This window comes from Streptomyces sp. NPDC111520 (assembly GCF_055635295.1).
The window spans coordinates 61,471-78,276 of record NZ_JBVKBW010000009.1 but is presented as its reverse complement, the minus strand read 5'-3'; the positions used below and the strand labels follow the sequence as shown (position 1 = coordinate 78,276).

Annotated in this window: 7 protein-coding genes; 4 read left to right on the top strand and 3 right to left on the bottom strand. The window is 69.3% G+C overall.

What is annotated here, in order from left to right:
- Positions 1-52: 52 nt before the first annotated feature.
- The 3 genes from ACZ7MY_RS22275 to ACZ7MY_RS22265 form a co-directional block, all read right to left on the bottom strand.
- Positions 53-1,684: an RNase H family protein gene (locus ACZ7MY_RS22275; protein WP_499603986.1), complete on the bottom strand. Its 1,632-nt coding sequence runs from the start codon at positions 1,682-1,684 to the stop codon at positions 53-55.
- Between the two features lie 178 nt (positions 1,685-1,862).
- The gene (locus tag ACZ7MY_RS22270; RefSeq protein WP_499603984.1) at positions 1,863-2,396 is read right to left on the bottom strand and encodes a hypothetical protein; all 534 of its coding nucleotides are present in this window, start codon (positions 2,394-2,396) and stop codon (positions 1,863-1,865) included.
- A gap of 517 nt (positions 2,397-2,913) precedes the next feature.
- The gene (locus ACZ7MY_RS22265; protein WP_499603982.1) at positions 2,914-4,146 is read right to left on the bottom strand and encodes a ParB N-terminal domain-containing protein; all 1,233 of its coding nucleotides are present in this window, start codon (positions 4,144-4,146) and stop codon (positions 2,914-2,916) included.
- A 275-nt stretch (positions 4,147-4,421) separates the two neighbouring features.
- Here ACZ7MY_RS22265 and ACZ7MY_RS22260 point away from each other — a divergent pair, with 275 nt between their 5' ends.
- From ACZ7MY_RS22260 to ACZ7MY_RS22245, 4 genes are all read left to right on the top strand, one after another.
- Positions 4,422-6,575 carry an N-6 DNA methylase gene (locus tag ACZ7MY_RS22260; RefSeq protein WP_499603980.1) on the top strand — a complete coding sequence of 718 codons (2,154 nt, stop codon included), beginning with the start codon at positions 4,422-4,424 and terminating at the stop codon, positions 6,573-6,575.
- 370 nt (positions 6,576-6,945) lie between these two features.
- Positions 6,946-8,196 (top strand): serine/threonine-protein kinase, encoded by a 1,251-nt coding sequence (locus tag ACZ7MY_RS22255; protein WP_499603978.1) that lies wholly within the window; start codon positions 6,946-6,948, stop codon positions 8,194-8,196.
- A 135-nt stretch (positions 8,197-8,331) separates the two neighbouring features.
- The gene (locus ACZ7MY_RS22250; RefSeq protein ID WP_499603976.1) at positions 8,332-11,220 is read left to right on the top strand and encodes a DEAD/DEAH box helicase; all 2,889 of its coding nucleotides are present in this window, start codon (positions 8,332-8,334) and stop codon (positions 11,218-11,220) included.
- A 25-nt stretch (positions 11,221-11,245) separates the two neighbouring features.
- Positions 11,246-16,333, top strand: a complete 5,088-nt coding sequence (locus ACZ7MY_RS22245; protein ID WP_499603974.1) for a class I SAM-dependent DNA methyltransferase — start codon at positions 11,246-11,248, stop codon at positions 16,331-16,333.
- Positions 16,334-16,806: the final 473 nt, after the last annotated feature.

Here is a 16,806-nt window from a genome sequence, read left to right as displayed (position 1 = left end):
GTGACGTGGGCTGCCTCGCGTCTCCTGCAGCTGTCCGCCTCAGACCATGGGCTCAGGCTGCGACCGAGAGGGGACCACCCCCGGAGCCGAGCGAGCGCAGGATCCGCGCCTCCTCCTTCCGCGCGGCGGAGGAAGGGATTCGGCCGTTGGCACGGCGGAGGGCGAGGCCGGCGAAGGCATCGGCGGTTTCGTTGAGGTCGTGTCCGATGTGGCCTTTGAGCCAGCGGACTTGGACGCGGTGGCGGTGGCGCAGCAGGCGGTCCATCAGCTGCCGGCTCTCCGGGAAAAGGAGGGTTCGGTGGGCGGCTGTCGGGTCGGCGGAGTGCAGGGCCGTGTTGACCGCCTCTACTGCCTGGGCGCTATCGCACAGGAGGACCACGGGTGCGTCCTCGTGGTGCTCGATCAGGCTCAGGGCGGCCGCGCAGATACCTATGACTTCGGCTTCGCCGCTGCTCGAGGCGAGGGAGTCGCCGTATCCGGTGGTTCCGTCTTCGGCAGCCCAGCCGTAGCCGCACAGTGCGGACTCGTCACCGACGGCGGCGTCGGCGACGGCCACGACGGCGGTGTCGGGAAGGTCGGCGAGCACCGCGTAGCGGTCCCCGTGAGCCGGCAGCGTTGCCGTCGCCTGTTCGCCGTCGCCGTCCTCGGCCGTGTTGGCAGGATGGGCGCCGGCGAGGAGAGCGGCGAGAGCGCGGTGACAGTGCGGGCAGCCGTCGGCCCGCTCGGGGCAGTGCGCCCGGTGCCCCATGGTCAGCTCACGCACGCTGTGCCACAACTCGGGCTCGGCGTCGGCGAAGCGCGCCAGAGCCGCGGCGCGACACTGCGCGATGAGCTCCGCGAAGGGCCCCCTGGTCACATTGGCCAGCATCCGGTCGTGGAGTTCCGTGGCCCTGAGCAGGGCTTCGCGGGAGCGGGCAGCAAGAACCGCCATGTCCTGGTAGGCATCGTCCAGAGCTTCAAGTCGGGTGTGACGTACGGAGAGAGCGCAGGCGAGTACGTCTCGTTCGGCCAGGGCGATCGCGTAGCGGCCCCAGGCCAGCGCGGCACGCGCATGGCGGCTCCACCGTTCGGCCACCGTGTCGTGCGGGAGGTACGGGTTCTCCTCCTCCCGGGCATCGCGCAGGAGGGCCTGAACGAAGGCGTCGTCGTCACAGTCCCGCAGTTCGCGCACCGGTGCCGGCAGTTCGTCGCCTGCCGTTTTCCGGTCCCAGGCCCAACGGGCAAGGTCGCTCTCGGGTGCCTGCGGCGTGCCGTCCGGCAATCCCCTGTCACGGAGTTCCTGCCGCAGGGCCTCGGCGAAGGCTGCCGGGTTTGCCATCCGTGCCGCCCTCAGCTCCAGCATGTCCACCGGCCGGGAGCGACCGGCGAGGCGGCGGGCACGCTGCTCCTTGCATACGGCCTCCGCCTGCGACCGGGCCCGTCGTACCTTGCGCGCGTGGGCTCGCAGCCGGCGCAGCCGCTCCGGGGGCTGAGCCGAGAGCTCCGCGCGTCGGACGGCCCCGCGTGCGAGGACGTCGGCGTGGGCGAGAGCGACGTTGATGGGACCGGCGAGCGAAGCGTGTTCCAAGGCCGCGGCGATCTCAGGAGCGCAGATCCCGTTCATTCGTGCGAGGACGGCCTCCTGCAGGGTGGTGAAGTCGTCGGCGAAGCGACGGATCAGGTCTGTGCGCTCAGTGATCGTCACGATGGCCTTCCAGGTCGCGGGTGGTGGTGAGCCGGGCCGCACATGGTGTGCGATCGGGTGTGGGTGCGGGCGGACCCGTAGGCGCCGCGTCGGTGTGCACCCGATGACGGCGGAGGCGTGAGCCGCCGCCGTGGGGAGGCAACGAGGGCACCCAGCAGGGTCCCGTCCGCGGTCCCGGCTACCGCACCTGGCCGGTGAAAATGGCCGTGCGATACCAGCCCGAGCCAGAGGTGTCCATCGGCATGATCTCGATCTGGACGCTCTTGGCCGTCTTGGCGAACACGCACGCCTCCTTCCAGGTCTGCGCCTTGCCCGGCAGCAGGTGGGCATCCGGAGTGCCGTTGAAACCCGCATCCGTGTCGACGATCTCGTCGGCGCCGTCGGGGCAGGACAGGCTGACCATGCTCAGGTCGAGCGGGGACTTGGAGCCGTTCCGCACAGTGACGGAGAAGGCCAGGTACGCCTTGCCGGACGGGAAGGCGTACTCGCCGGAGGTGCCCCGGCTGAAGCCGCTCAAGTGCGCCTGGACGCCGTTGTTCCACGTGGCGGTCTTGTCCAGGGCGACGGTGATCGTGTCACCGTCGGAGTCGTCCTGGGCGCTCTGGGTGTCTTGCGAGGCGCTGACGGTGGCCGTCGGCGGCGCGGTGTCGGTCTGGGTGCCGCCGATGGTGGAGCAGGCGCTCATGGAGCAGCCCAAGGCCACCGCGGTCACGGCGAGGACGGTCCTGCGCGCACGGCCCAGGGGCGCCACGATCAGTGCGAGGAGCGTTGAGGCAGCGTGGGTGAGCCGCTCTCCGCGCCACACCGGCCTCCTCCCGGCCGACGTCTGCGCGGAGCCGGGAGACGCCTTCGGCGATGTCCCGGACGTGCCCAAAGTCGGGGTTATATCGGCCGTCTTCGGGTGCTGGGGGCGGCCAATAGATGTGGCGACGACGGCGTACGGGGACGAAGGGAAGGGAGAGGACGGCATGCCGGAGCTGTTCGGGTAGCTCATGAGGCCATTCCTTTGAATAGATGTGGTGGGAAGGGGACTGACGGGTGGCGGGAGGAGAGGGCGCGCGTGCTGACGGGAGCGGAGCCGCCCGGCCCGGAGCGCGGCATCGCAGCCTGGACGTTAGGAATACGCGGGTGCTTGGGCCGTGGGTCTTGCCCGCAGGTGGGCCCTCGTCCGGAGCGGGACGTTCGGCTGAAAAAGTCGCGGCGTCATAGAACCCGCGCCGCAGGCCTGTTCAGCTCCGCACCCCTCGGATCTTCCGACCCAACTCGCTGTTCGGGTCGAGGAGCGCCCCCGCGACTCGGCCGGCGGAGTCCTTCACGCCGCCACTGAAATTGAGCCGGCCGGAGGAGCCGGCGCTGGCGCAGACGCCGTCCCAGTAGACGGGTCCACGCTCCCAGCGGACGGCGGCGAGCAGGTGCTCGACCGTCTCGTAGTTCATGGCGTCGCCGGCAGCGCACCAGGGGGTGGCGCGGTGCAGCAGGACTCCAAGGCCCGCCATCACGGCCGGGGCGGTGATCGCGCTGCGCCGGGCGAAGTCCGGGAAGCGGCCCTCTATCAGCCGGGACACCAGACGGACGACGACCGTCTCCACCTCGTCGGCGTCGGTGTTGGGCGGCAGGTCGTCCGCTTGGACGTTGGCCCCCGAGTACTGCACACCCTTGCTACCGAAGACAGTGGTAACGATCAGCGTCCGCAGCGCGGACAGGGCCACGACCCCCTTGTCGGTCCTGGTGAGCTGCCGCTTGCCGGCGTTGACCAGCTTGCCGAACGGCATCCGCTGACCGTTCGACTCGACCTCGAGCTTCTCACCGACGATGTAGGCGAGGCGGGTGGCGAGGTCGCGCTGGTCCATGGACATCGCCAGGTTCTTGGCGACGTCGATGCCCTTGACGTTGCGGTCGTAGAAGATCTGCCGCGCGTCTGCCGGGAAGATCCCCAGGTAGAGCTCGAAGGGGATACGGACCCGCAGGCTGAGCTCGGTGTAGGTGAGGCCGAAGGATTCCGGGTCCTGGTAGATGTCGTGCCAGGCGGTGGTCTGGGTCTCGCCGTCGATGGCGATCACCATGGCGTCCGGGGCGACGGTCAGCGTCCGCAGGCCCGAGTCGGGGACCAGTTCGTCGCTCATCGCGGCGATCCCGCCCGCGTGCCAGAGCGTGATCGGAGGCGTGGACCAGGCGGATCCGTGCTTGCCGAGAATGCCGGCGGCGATGTACTCGGCGTAGTCCGGGACGTTCTTGCCCTTCTGGGACTTCAGCGTCCGCTGCACGGTCGCGCGTAGCTCGGCGTGCCGCCTGTCGTGCCCGGACGCCGTCTTGAGGGCGCGCGGGTCCTCCTCCTGGCGCGGTGAAGGCACGAGACGTACGAGCGTCGCGAGCGACATGGTTCCGATGACCCCGTCCTCGCGGAACGGCATGACGGTGAGCGGGATTCCTTCCAGGGTGCCGCTCGGCATGGTCAGGCGCATGGGTGTCCCCCCTGGGTGGTGGTCTATCGGCCGTCGCCTGGCTCCGAGGTTCCGCAGGTCCCTCGGCACCCCGCCAGGAGGGCGGGGCGCCGAGGGGCTGATCTCTAGGAAACACGGCGACGGGAGGAACTCACGCCTCGCGCCGGGGAGAACCGCTCACCGCCGGAAGCATTAGAATGGAAGCACAACCATGAAAGCATTGTCCAACAGCTTCATGGAATTGACTCATGCTGTAGGGTGTGGCGACGTCGACCACCGGAGCCAGGACCACATCCATGTCGCAGCCACCCGCACCATCCGCCCAGGTGACAGCCGCCGAGATCTCCCGCATCGCGGGCGTCACGCGCGCCACGGTCAGCAACTGGCGCCGCCGGCACGAGGACTTCCCCGAGCCGTCCGGCGGCACGGAGAGCAGTCCGCTGTACGACCTGGAGTCCGTGCGTGCCTGGCTCGCCTCGCGCGGTCACGCCTCGGCGGCGACCCCGTCGGAGGAGCTGCGGACGACCCTCCGCCTGCACGCGATCGGCGGCAGCGGTACGTCGGATCTTCTGCTCCTCGTTCTCGCGGCGGCGGGTCACTCGTCGAAGGAACTGACAGCCGCCACGCAGTTGCCGGACGCCGACCTCGCCGCACGCGCACAGCGCGACGCGGCGTCCGCAATCGACGCCGTGCCGACCGCGGAGACGGTCCATTTCGATACGGGCGACGCGGCGGTACTGCGCGCGCTGTACGCGTGTGTACGCGACGAGGGCGGTCAGGCCGCGCTGGGCGTGCTGGCGGAACGGGAGCTGGAGGACAGCGCCGCGTCCGGCGCTTACCAGACCCCCGCGCCGCTCGCCGATCTCCTCGCCCGCCTGATCCCCGGATCCCCGGCCCGCGTCCTCGACCCGGCCTGCGGCAGCGGCACACTCCTGGCGGCCGCCGCCCGCCGGGGCGCACGCGGGTTGTACGGTCAGGACACGCTTCCGGTGCAAGCCCGGCGCAGCGCCGTGAGCCTGATGCTGACGGCCCCGGAAGCCACGGTCGCCGTGCACGCCGCCGACAGCCTCCGCGCGGACGCCTTCCCCGACCTGGTCGCCGAAGCGGTGCTGTGCAACCCGCCGTTCGGCGTCCGGGACTGGGGTCACGACGAGCTCGTGTACGACCCGCGCTGGGCGTACGGCGTGCCGCCGCGTGCCGAGTCGGAGCTGGCCTGGGTACAGCACGCGCTCGCCCACCTGACACCCGGCGGCTACGCGGCCCTGCTCCTGCCGCCCGCCACGGCCGGCCGCGCGTCGGGCCGTCGCGTACGGGCGGAGCTGGTACGCGGCGGGGCCCTGCGCGCGGTGATCGCGCTGCCCGTCGGCGCGGCAGTGCCGCTGCACGTCGGTCTGCAGATCTGGGTGCTGCAACGGCCCGAGCCCGGCGGCCCGGAGCGCAAATCGGTGCTCTTCGTGGACACGGCGGCGGACCAGGCGGTGGCCGGGCGCGGTGGATCGGCGGCGACCGCCCGGACGCGGGGTGCGAGCCGGTCCGCCTCCCCGGACTGGGAGGGGATCACGGCGCGCACCCTAGATGCGTGGCAGGCGTTCACGGAGAACCCGGACGCATACGAGGGCGACCCGGGTGTCGCACACGCGGCCGACGTGGTGGACCTGCTGGACGACGTGGTGGATCTGACCCCAGCGCGGCTCGTACGGGCGTCACGGGCCGAGGTCGACCCGGCGGAGCTGTCGGTGGAGGCCGACGCCACACTCCGGAACCTCGCCGAGGCCGCGAAGTCCCTCGCGCGGACGGCGGCTCAGGAAAGCTGGAGTGCGGCGGGCTCCACGGCCCGCGAATGGCGGACGGCTACGGCATCCGACCTGACGCGCGGTGGAGCGCTCACCCTGCTGCGCACGCTGCCCGACAGCGTGCGCAGCAAAGGACATTCCTCACGCGGCGGGGACGGGCAGCCCGAGACGCGGGCGGTGCTCACCGTGTCGGACATCGCGACCGGGTCAGGTCCCACGGGAGAGCCGACAGGGATGTACGACGACACGGCACCCGTGATCGCTGTCGGCGACGTCCTCGTACGAGCCCTAGCAAGCACGGACGGCCCCATGACTCGGGTGGCGGGCGAGCAGGACGCCGGCGCATTGCCCGGCCTTCAGGTCCACCTCTTCCGGCCGGACCCGGCACGTCTGGACGCCTGGTTCCTCGCCGGGTTCCTGGGCGCGGAGGAGAACATCGCGGGCGCGTCGACGGGCAGTACGGCACTGACGGTCAACCCGGGCCGGCTGCGCGTGCCCCTGCTGCCGCTGGGGGAGCAGCAGCAGTACGGGGAGGCGTTCCGGCATGTGCACGCGCTCCGGGCAGAGGCGCAGCGGGCGACGCGGCTGGCGGAGGAGACGGCGCGGCTACTGGCAGGCGGACTCACGGGCGGCCAATTGCTACCGCGCGAGACGTGACAGCACGCTCGTCGCGGGGCAATTCGCACCGTTAGGTAGCAGATCGTAACTTAAAAATGCATTTGAATAGCTAACGGTGCATGACAGGAGCCGAACGCTCACGGGAGGAACTCGAGGAGCCACTTGATGAGCATCGGCCACACGGCACTGGGCGAAGCAGGCACACTCCACGTGCATCGCCCGGGAGACGACAGGCGTCCTGACTGCGGCCGACCCACACCCAAAACCCTCCACATGTTCTCCACCCCAAGAGGTTGACATCTTCATCCAGCAATCCCCGTTCCCGGCCCCGACCGCATCCACTACCGTGTCTTCAGGCGCGCATCGCGGCTGATCAGACGCTCGCCACGACCGAATTTCGAGGACAAACGTGCAGATCACGCCCCTGAGCCCCGAGGACCCGTCTTCGCTGGGCGACTTCGACCTCCTCGGCCGGATCGGCCAGGGAGGCATGGGCCAGGTCTTCCTAGGGGAGTCGCTCGGCGGTGAACCCGCCGCGGTGAAGGTGATCAAACCCTCGATCGTGGACTCACAGTCCCGCCAACGGTTCGCGCAGGAGATCGAGGTACTCAAGACCATCTGGGGTCCGCGCATCGCCGCATTCCTGGGGGCAGACGCGGAGGCGGACCAACCGTGGCTGGCCACCGAGTACGTAGACGGCCCGGACCTCTCCCGGCATGTGGAAACGCACGGACCTCTCCCGTCCGTCCTTACTGCCGCGCTCGGCGCGATCCTCGCCGAGGCACTGTCGGCCGTGCACACGCAGGACCTGCTCCACCGCGACCTCAAGCCGGCCAACGTGCTGCTCGGTCCGAACGGTCCGAAGATCATCGACTTCGGCCTGGCCGCCTTCACCGAGTCGCACGTCTCACTCACTGCCCCCAATCAAGTCGTCGGCACTCCGATCTGTATGGCTCCGGAGCAGGCTGCCGGCTTGAAGCCGCTGACGGGCGCCGTGGACGTGTACGCACTGGGCGCTGTGCTGCTCTTTGCCTCGACAGGCCACTATCCGCACGAGGCGGCGACCCCGTACATGGTGTTCCACCTCGTCACCGACCCCGACACGGCACCGGACCTCTCCGGTGCGCCCGGCGAACTGATGCCGCTCCTGACCGGCATGCTCGCCCAGAACGCCGACGACCGGCCCTCCCTGACCGAGGTGGTACAACAGTGCCGCTCGGTCATCGAGGCCCACGGCATGAAGATCGCCCAGGCGCGTCGCAAGCTCACCGCGCACACTGCGGGAAAACAGCACACGTCGGCGTCAGCCGACGACTCCCCCATCTCCTCCCGGCTCGTCCCCGCAAGCGACGCCCCGAGCACGGAGACCGCCCCGGCCGCCCAGGACACGCCGGTCCAACCCGGCCCTCCGGCCCCCTCGCCCACCGTGGTCGAGGTCTCCCGCCTCGCCGGCCCTGTGGTTCAGGACTCCCCAGGCCCCACGCCTCCCGCCCAGCGGGATCCGTCCGACGGCCTCCAGCGCGAACAGCCGGCGCCAGGCCGCCCACCCAGGGCATCCAGGCGGCCCGGGGAAGCATCGTCGGCTCCGCGGCACTCCCTGCAGGCCCGCAGAACGGCCGAGCGCCTGCGTGCCGCGTACGCGGCAAGGGCCCCTTTCTAAGGCTTGAGCCCACCCCGCCGCGCCGCACGGCATCCCCCTTGACCACGCGTCCCGCCGGTTCGACGGTGGCTCCACCGGCCACCCCGCAACGGGACGCATCCAGCCCACCGACATGAACGCCCAGGAGGCACCCGCGTGACCGCCGACTTGAGCACCGCCCCCACGACCAGCAGCGAGGACGCCCTGTTCCCGCCGGGTGCCCAGATCCTCGTACGGGACGAGGTGTGGCTGGTGCGCAACGCGACCCGGACCGAGCACGACGGCGCCCGGATCGAGGCGGTGGGCGCATCGGACTTCGTGCGCGATCAGGAGGCGGTGTTCTTCACCGGGCTGGACCGGATCGAACTGCTCGACCCGCGGCGGACCCGCCTGGTGCGGGACGACTCGCCGAACTTCCGCCGCTCGCGCCTGTTCCTGGAGGCGGTGCTGCGCAAGACGCCGCTGCCGCAGGCCGAACGCGGCCTGGCGCTCGCGGACTCCTTCCTCCTGGACTCCCTCCCCTACCAGCAGCGCCCCGCGCAACTCGCCCTGTCGGGCCGCAATCTGCGCCCCCGCATGCTCATCGCGGACGTCGTCGGCCTCGGCAAGACCCTGGAGATCGGCCTCACCCTGGCCGAGCTGATCCGCCGCGGCCGGGGTGAGCGCATCCTCGTCGTCACCCCGCAGCACGTCCTCGAGCAGTTCCAGCACGAGCTGTGGACGCGGTTCGCGATCCCGCTCGTGCGCCTGGACTCGGTGGGCATCGAGCGGATCCAGCGGGAGATCCCCGCCGGCCGCAACCCGTTCACGTACTTCAAGCGCGTCATCGTCTCCATCGACACCCTGAAGAACACCGACCAGTACAAGCACCACCTGGAGCGGATCACCTGGGACGCGGTCGTCATCGACGAGTCGCACAACCTCATCAACAAGGGGTCCCTGCGCAACCAGCTGGCTCGCACGCTGGCCCCGCACACGGACGCCCTCCTGCTGGCCTCCGCGACCCCGCACAACGGTGACGCCCGTTCCTTCGCCGAGCTGATCTCCCTGCTCGACCCGGCCGCGATCCGCGACCCGGAGCACTACCGCGCCGAGGACATCAAGCACCTGTTCATCCGGCGCACCAAGGTCAGTCCGGAGGTCCGGGAGCAGATGAAGGGCCAGTGGGCGGATCGCGGCCCCTCCCGTTCGATACGGGTGACGGCCACACCCGCCGAGGAGAAGGTCTTCGAGGAGCTGGCCGCGGTCTGGCTGCCGTCCGACGGCGCCAAGTCGGTCAGCGACGTCCCGCTGTTCCCGTACACGCTGCTGAAGTCCTTCCTCTCCTCCCACGCGGCGCTGAAGGCCACGGTCACCACGCGCATCAAGACGCTGGAGAAGAAGGACACCCCGGAGGCGACGGCCGCCGAACGCGCGGCACTGCACCGGCTGCTGGAGCTGGCGTCGGGCATGGCGGAGACGGATTCGGGCAAGCTCGGGGCCCTGCTGGACCAGCTGCGGGAGATCGGGGTCGGGCCGCAGTCCGACACCCGGGTCGTGGTCTTCTCCGAACGCGTGCAGACCCTGGAGTGGCTGGCGCGGACCGTGCCGCAGGCCCTCGGTTTCAAGGGCAAGGCCGCCCAGGAGGCCGCGCGGGTCATGCACGGCGGCCTGTCCGACGAGCAGCAGATGCAGTGCGTGGAGGACTTCGGCCTCGCGGACACGCCCGTGCGCATCCTGTTCACCGGCGACGTCGCCTCCGAGGGGGTCAACCTGCACCGCCAGTGCCACCAGCTCGTCCACTACGACGTGCCCTGGTCGCTCATCCGTATCGAGCAGCGCAACGGCCGCATCGACCGCTACGGGCAAGCCCACCAGCCGCAGTTCCGGGCGCTGATCCTCACCAGCTCCGTCGACGGCGCCAAGGACGACACACTCGTCGCGGAACGCCTTCTGGAGCGCGAGGCGCAGGCCCACCAGGCGCTGGGCACGGCGGAGGCGGTGTCCGGCCTCTACCGGGCGGAGGCCGAGGAGAAGTCCCTCGTCCAGGACCTGCTGCGGGGCCACACTGTGGACGAGTCCCTGGATGCCGACCGCACCTCCGACACCGGCACCGACGACGGTGTGGACGACTTCCTCGCAGAGTTCTTCGGCGCCGTGAACGACGAACCGGAGGAGGACACCGCCGCCTCCGACGCGGGCGGCGGCGACGGCACCGGGACGGTGCCCCGGGCGCACGTGCCCCGGCTGTTCGCCTCCGCCCGCGAGTTCCTCGACGAGGCGCTGCGCGAGGTCTACCCGGACGCCCACGACCGGCTGGACCTGTCCGCCGACCCGGAGACCGGCCTGCTCTCCTTCGTCCCGCCCTCCGACCTGGTCCATCGCCTCAAGGCGCTGCCGCCGGACTACGTCCGCGAGCAGGGCCTGCGCGACCGCCTGAAGGTCACCTTCAACCGGCGGCTGGCCGACCACAGCCTGACGCGAGCCCGCGCCTCGGCGACGTCCAGCTGGCCCGACATCTCGCTGCTGACCGACTTGCACCCGGTCATGGAGTGGCTCACGGACAAGGTCCTGGTCCGTCTGGACCGCCAGGAGGCGCCGGTGCTGACCGCCGACGTGTCCCGGACCACTTACCTCGTCCAGGGCATCTACTCCAACGCGCTCGGACGCCCCACCGTCGTCAAGTGGATGGCGGTCACCACGAATGGCGAGGTCGACGACGACATGGTGGCGGTGCTGCGCCGCGCACAGGTCGGCCCGACGATGGCGAACCCGGGCCTCGCCCACGACACGGCCGGCCTCGCCGAAGCGATCCCCGGCGTCCTGGACACCGCGGAGGCGTTCCTGGAGCGGCACCGCGAGGCATGGGACGAACCGCTGAGGGCCCCCATCGAGGAGTACAAAGCCCGCCTGGGCACGTGGGAGCAGCCGACACTGATGAGCGGCGCCGCGCCCACCGGCACCCGCGAACGTCTCGCCTCCCTCGCAGACTCCCTCCTCACTACCGGCCGCCCGATGCTGCGCGTACTGGCCGTGCTGGCTCCCGCCGCCGCCCACGCCGCCTGACCGAATCCCGCAGAGGTACACGAAGATGACGTACGACAGCCTGGTCAACCGCGGCGACTACTTCTCCGCGCACTACCTCGCCGAGGTCCTCCCCAAAGACCTCAAGTCCGGTCTGCTCACCGAGTGGAAACAGCGCGAGGAGGACGCCGCCGGCACCGAGCGGCCCGAGGGTGCCCTTCCGGTCACCCCGCGCGCGGGCCTACGGGCACTGCGCCGCCCCTATTTCGCGGCCCGCTCGTACTTCACGATGGACGAGGAGCGGGCGGCGACCGGCGACGACGCCGTGACGTACGACGCCCCCGAGTGGCGCGACCGCGTCCGCGCGCTCAACGCTGAGGTGCTGCACGCCCTCGGCTTCGACTCCAAGCCGGGCATGCTCACCGTCGTCCGCGCCGACCAGTCCCACGAGGTGAGGGTCGCGCACGCGGAGAAGGACCTCGTCGCCCTGGACTGCGGCTGGTCCGCCGAGCCCGACGACGCCCTGGACCCTGAGGGCGCGGGACGTCTGCTGGACGAGCTGCGCCTGGACGGCCAGCACACTGTCACCACGGGTTCCAAGCTCGCCTCCTTCCTGTTCGCCTGCGAGGACGCCCCCCGCTACGTCCTGCTGCTGGTCGGCGGCGTCGTCGTGCTCGCCGACCGGGCCGCGTGGGGCGAGGGCCGCTACCTGGCGGTCTCGCTGGACGCGGCACTGGAACGCAACGACGTCAAAGCGGGCGGCGAACTCGACACGGTGGCCGCCCTGTTCGGCGCCGACTCGCTGCGCACCCCGGAGGAGGGCGGCGAGAACCCCCTCGGCTCCCTGCTCGACAAGTCGACCAAGCACGCGGTGGGCGTCTCCAGCGAACTGCGCGACGGCCTGCGGCTGAGCGTCGAACTGATCGCCAACGAGGTCCTGGACCGGCTGCGCGAGGCCGGCGTCCGCCCCGAGCAGGTCAAGGAACTCCCCGAGCTGGGCCGCCAGCTGACCCGCGAGTCGCTACGCTACCTGTACCGCGTCCTGTTCCTGCTCTACGCGGAGGCCCGCCCCGAACTGGGCATCCTGCCCTCGGACTACCCCGAGTACCAGATGGGCTATGGCCTGGGCCGCCTCGGCGAACTGATCGCCGAGCGCGACCTGGTCGACGAGAAGTCCCGCAGGGGCTTTTACCTCTACGAGTCGCTGGACCTACTCTTCCGCAAGGTCCAGGAGGGCCACCGCCCGCGCCGCACGCACGGCGCCGGCGCGGAGCCGGCCGAGACGGTGACCGCGAAGCCGTCGGAGGACATGGGCCTGCGCTTCGAGCCGCTGCACTCCAAGCTGTTCGAACCGGACGCGATCCGGCTCATCGGCCGGTACACCGTCCCCGACCCGCGCGTCGACACTGAGGCGGACGGCGGCGACGACGGGGAGCGCTTCATCGACACCCGCCTGCGCAACGAGACGCTGTACCGGGTGCTGCGCCTACTCATGCTGACCCGCGGCAAGAGGCGCGAGCGCGGCGGATTCATCTCTTACGCCCAGCTCGGCATCAACCAGCTCGGCGCCGTGTACGAGGGCCTGATGTCCTACTCGGGCTTCGTCGCGGGCGAGGAGCTGTACGAGGTCGCGAAGAACGGCGACCCGAGTGACGGCTCGTGGCTGGTCCCGGCGACGAAATCCGACGAGTACCCCGACGAGGTGTTCGTCCGGCACAAGGACGAGGACACAGGCGTGGAGGAGCGCGTGCGGTACGCGCCGGGCGCGTTCGTGTACCGCCTGTCGGGACGCGACCGCCAGACCTCGGCCTCGTACTACACGCCGGAGTCCCTCACCCGGGTGACGGTCCAGCTCGCGCTGCAGCACCGCCTAGACCAGGACGACACGGTCACCGAGGCGCGCGAACTCCTGGACTGGAAGATCTGCGAGCCGGCGCTCGGCTCGGGCGCATTCCTCAACGAGGCGATCAACCAGGTCGCGGCGGAGTACCTGCGGCGCCGCCAGGACGAGCTGGGCGTCGCCATCGACACGGAGAAGTACGCGGTCGAGCTCCAGAAGGCCAAGGCGTACATCGCCCTGCACAACTCCTACGGCGTGGACCTCAACAACACAGCGGTGGAGCTGGCGGAGGTGTCGCTGTGGCTGAACACCATGCACCCGGGCATGGAGGCCCCGTGGTTCGGCCTGCACCTGCGGCGTGGCAACTCCCTGATCGGCGGCCGTAGGGAGATCTACTCCGCCGAGAGCCTGAAGAAGGGCGGCTGGCTCGGCACGACTCCGGACCGCTTCCCGCTGTCGGAGGCCCTGGCGGGCGCGCCGCTGCCCGAGGGCGCAGTGCACCATTTCCTCCTTCCAGCGAAGGAATGGGGCGCGGTTGCTGCCGAGAAGGAGGCCAGGACGCTGGCTCCGGAAGAGTCGAAGGCACTGACGGCCTGGCGCAAGGCGATCACCAAGTCCCCCAACACCACGCAGACCAAGCGCCTGCAGGGCCTGGCGAGGCGAGCGGAATACCTGTGGGGGCTGGTCGTCCGCCGGCTGGAGATCTCCGAACGGGAGATCTCGCGACGGATCGACGTGTGGGGCGCGGAGGACGGCTGGCTGCGCTCGCCCGAGGTCGCCGTCCCGAGGGAGACGGTCAAGGCCGATCTGGAGGCCGTCGACACGCCGTACTGGCGCCTGAAGACACTGATGGACGCATGGTGCGCGCTGTGGTTCTGGCCCGTGCAGGACGCTGCGCTGCTGGACGGTTCGCACGAGTCGTACGCGCGGGCGGCGGCGGTGGCCTCACAGTCGGCGGGATGGGTCGTATCGGCGACCCCGGTCCCGGCACAGTCGGGCGCGCCCGCGCGGGAGACGTATGAGAAGGAAGACTTCTTCGGCGGGGTCGAGGTGGTCGAGGTCAAGTCGAAGGGCGTGCGGGGCGGTAGCCGCAAGGAACAGATCCGGGGCGAGCGCCGCCCGGTGATCGCGCTGGCCTCGCTGGACGACTGGCTGGACTTCGCCGAGTCGCTGCTGGGCACACAGGACGTGGCTGCGGACTCTCTGGTAGCCCAATTCGACACGCTGGACGAACTGGAGCGTTACGAGAACGAGTTGCCCGAGTGGATGGGCATGGAGCGGTTCACCTCGCTGGAGTCGCGGTATCCGTGGGCGGCGGTCGCCCGGGACGTGGCTGAGCGGCAGGGTTTCTTCCACTGGGAGTTGGAGTACGCGTCCGTCTTTGCGGGGCGGGGTGGGTTCGATCTGCAGGTGGGGAATCCCCCTTGGGTTCGACCTCGGTGGCTAGAGGACCGGGTACTTGCCGAGTATGAGCCGTGGTTCATCCTCACAGAAAGGCCGGGGGTGGCCGATTGGCGGCTGCGGAAATCTGAGCTGCTGGAAGAGGGATCCCTGGCACGACCGTACTTCCTAGACGAACTGGCCAGCAACGCCGGACTCGTCTCGTCACTCGGAAATGCTGCGACGTATCCCCTACTGGTAGGGACCCAGCCGGATCTCTATCGCGCCTTCATGTGTCGCGTCTGGAATTCCGCGGCAGGAGCTGGAATCTCTGGCCTCATCCATCCGGACACACACTTCAGCGGCACCAGGGAAGGCAGTCTGCGAGCCGCCACATATAGACATCTGCGACTTCACGCCCACTTCGCAAACGCTCTAACGCTCTTCGAAATTGCCCATCGCTTCGAATTTGGCGTGCATATTTACGGTCAATCACAACCGGTGAATTTTACACACATCAGCTGGCTCTTTTCTCCCGAAACCCTACCTGCCTCGCTAATCCATGACGGCAACGGCTCCACACCAGGAATGAAGCATAATCAAGCTTGGGACCTTCGCCCGCATCTATCCCGACTCACCCAAGTCGATTCAGTCAGATTGAAGCAGTGGCATCGCCTCGCCGGCGAAGGCGCAGCAGACCAAGAGTCCGCAGCCCTCCTGTATCTTGTCACAAACAACGAACAGGAAGCCATCTCCACACTTTCCAAAATTGACTTTCGCCTGAGCGACCAGAATCCCAGAATTAGCTCTGGATATCACGAGAAGAACGGCAAGGAAGAGGGACAAATTCGGTGGTCGACCAAGATCCCGGACGGCCTGAGCGAACTGGTCATCCAAGGGCCCCACATCGCTCCGGCCACTCCATTCTTCAAGCAACCTAACGAAAACTGTCGCAGCAAGGGGGACTGGTCGGCCTTTGATCTGCGCAAACTCCCAGTCGAGGCCATCCCTCGCACCAACTACGTCCGCGCCTGCTCCGAGGCTGACTACCGTGCAGTGCAGGACGTGTGGGACTCGGCCGGGACACGCCGCTATACGGACTACTTTCGTGTCGCCTGGCGTAAGATGATCCCACTGACCAACGAGCGTAGCCTTTTCGCCGCTCTGATCCCACCGGGCCCTGCGCACATCCACGCCGTGCAATCGATGGCTCTGCCGGACAACCGGCTGACCGCCCTCGCCGCAGGCTTCTGGGCTGCCCTCCCATTGGACTACCTGCTGCGCGTCACAGGCCGTTCAGATCTTCAGGTTGCCGAAGCCCGCAAGATGCCCGCCGCCGACCCCACCCACCCCCTCGCCCCGGCCCTTCTTCTCCGTGCCCTCCGTCTGAACGCTCTCACCCACCACTACTCCCCCCTGTGGGAGGAGCTCTACGACCCCCGCTGGGCCGGGTACGAGGATTGGGGCAACTTCGATTGGCCGCACTTGAAGCCGCTCGCCGCCGGGCTCACCGCGACCTGGGAGTACAACACCCCCCTCCGCACCGAGTATGAGCGTCGCGCCGCGCTCGTCGAGCTCGACGCGCTCGTCTCGGTCTGGCTCGGCATCACTGCCGACCAGCTCGTCGCGATCTACAAGTCCCGCTACCCGGTCCTGTACGACTATGAGGCGCAGACCTACTTCGACGCAGACGGGCGGAAGATTGCGGGGCATCACAACGCCTACGGCTACGGCCAGACCAAGCAGGACTACCTCGACCTTCTTGCTCACCTGGAGAAGCCGGACACCACTCCGTCCCCGGCCGGTTACACCGCCCCCTTTTACAGGGCAGACCGCGAGACCGAGATGCGCGCTGCGCACGCCCACTTCCAAGCCCGCTTGGACAAGGAGATCGCCGCTGGTCGCTGGACTCCGCCCACAAGCCATAAGGCCTGAGTGTCGTTTCTCATAGCGACGGTCGGCGCTTCCTTGGGAGAAGCGCCGACCTCGCGAGCCACCGTGCCCCCCACTCCGGCCATGAGACGAACGACTCACCGCGGCAACAAGCTCACATTGCCTCAGGCAACGCCGCCATGCCGTCGGACCGACCCTCAGGGCCGCCCTGCGCCACGTACTGCGAGTCACGCACATGCAAACCGACGGCCGTGAAGGCGACCTCGCACTCACCGCCTGACCCCCGCGCTGACTACTGGTACGCCAGAGCAGGCTGGTCTCACCGCGCGTCGCATCTTCCGTGTTCATCGCTGCCCAGCATCTTTTCTCGGAGCCCCAAGGATTCGCGTGGGACCACTGGACGCCTCAAGGACGTCAAGGAGGAACTCAACAAGCGGGAGCTCGGCCTGCCGATCTTCTGGAAAAGCGACGGCCCTACGGTCGCCCGTAAGGCGCTGAAGCACCGGCTCGTCCCT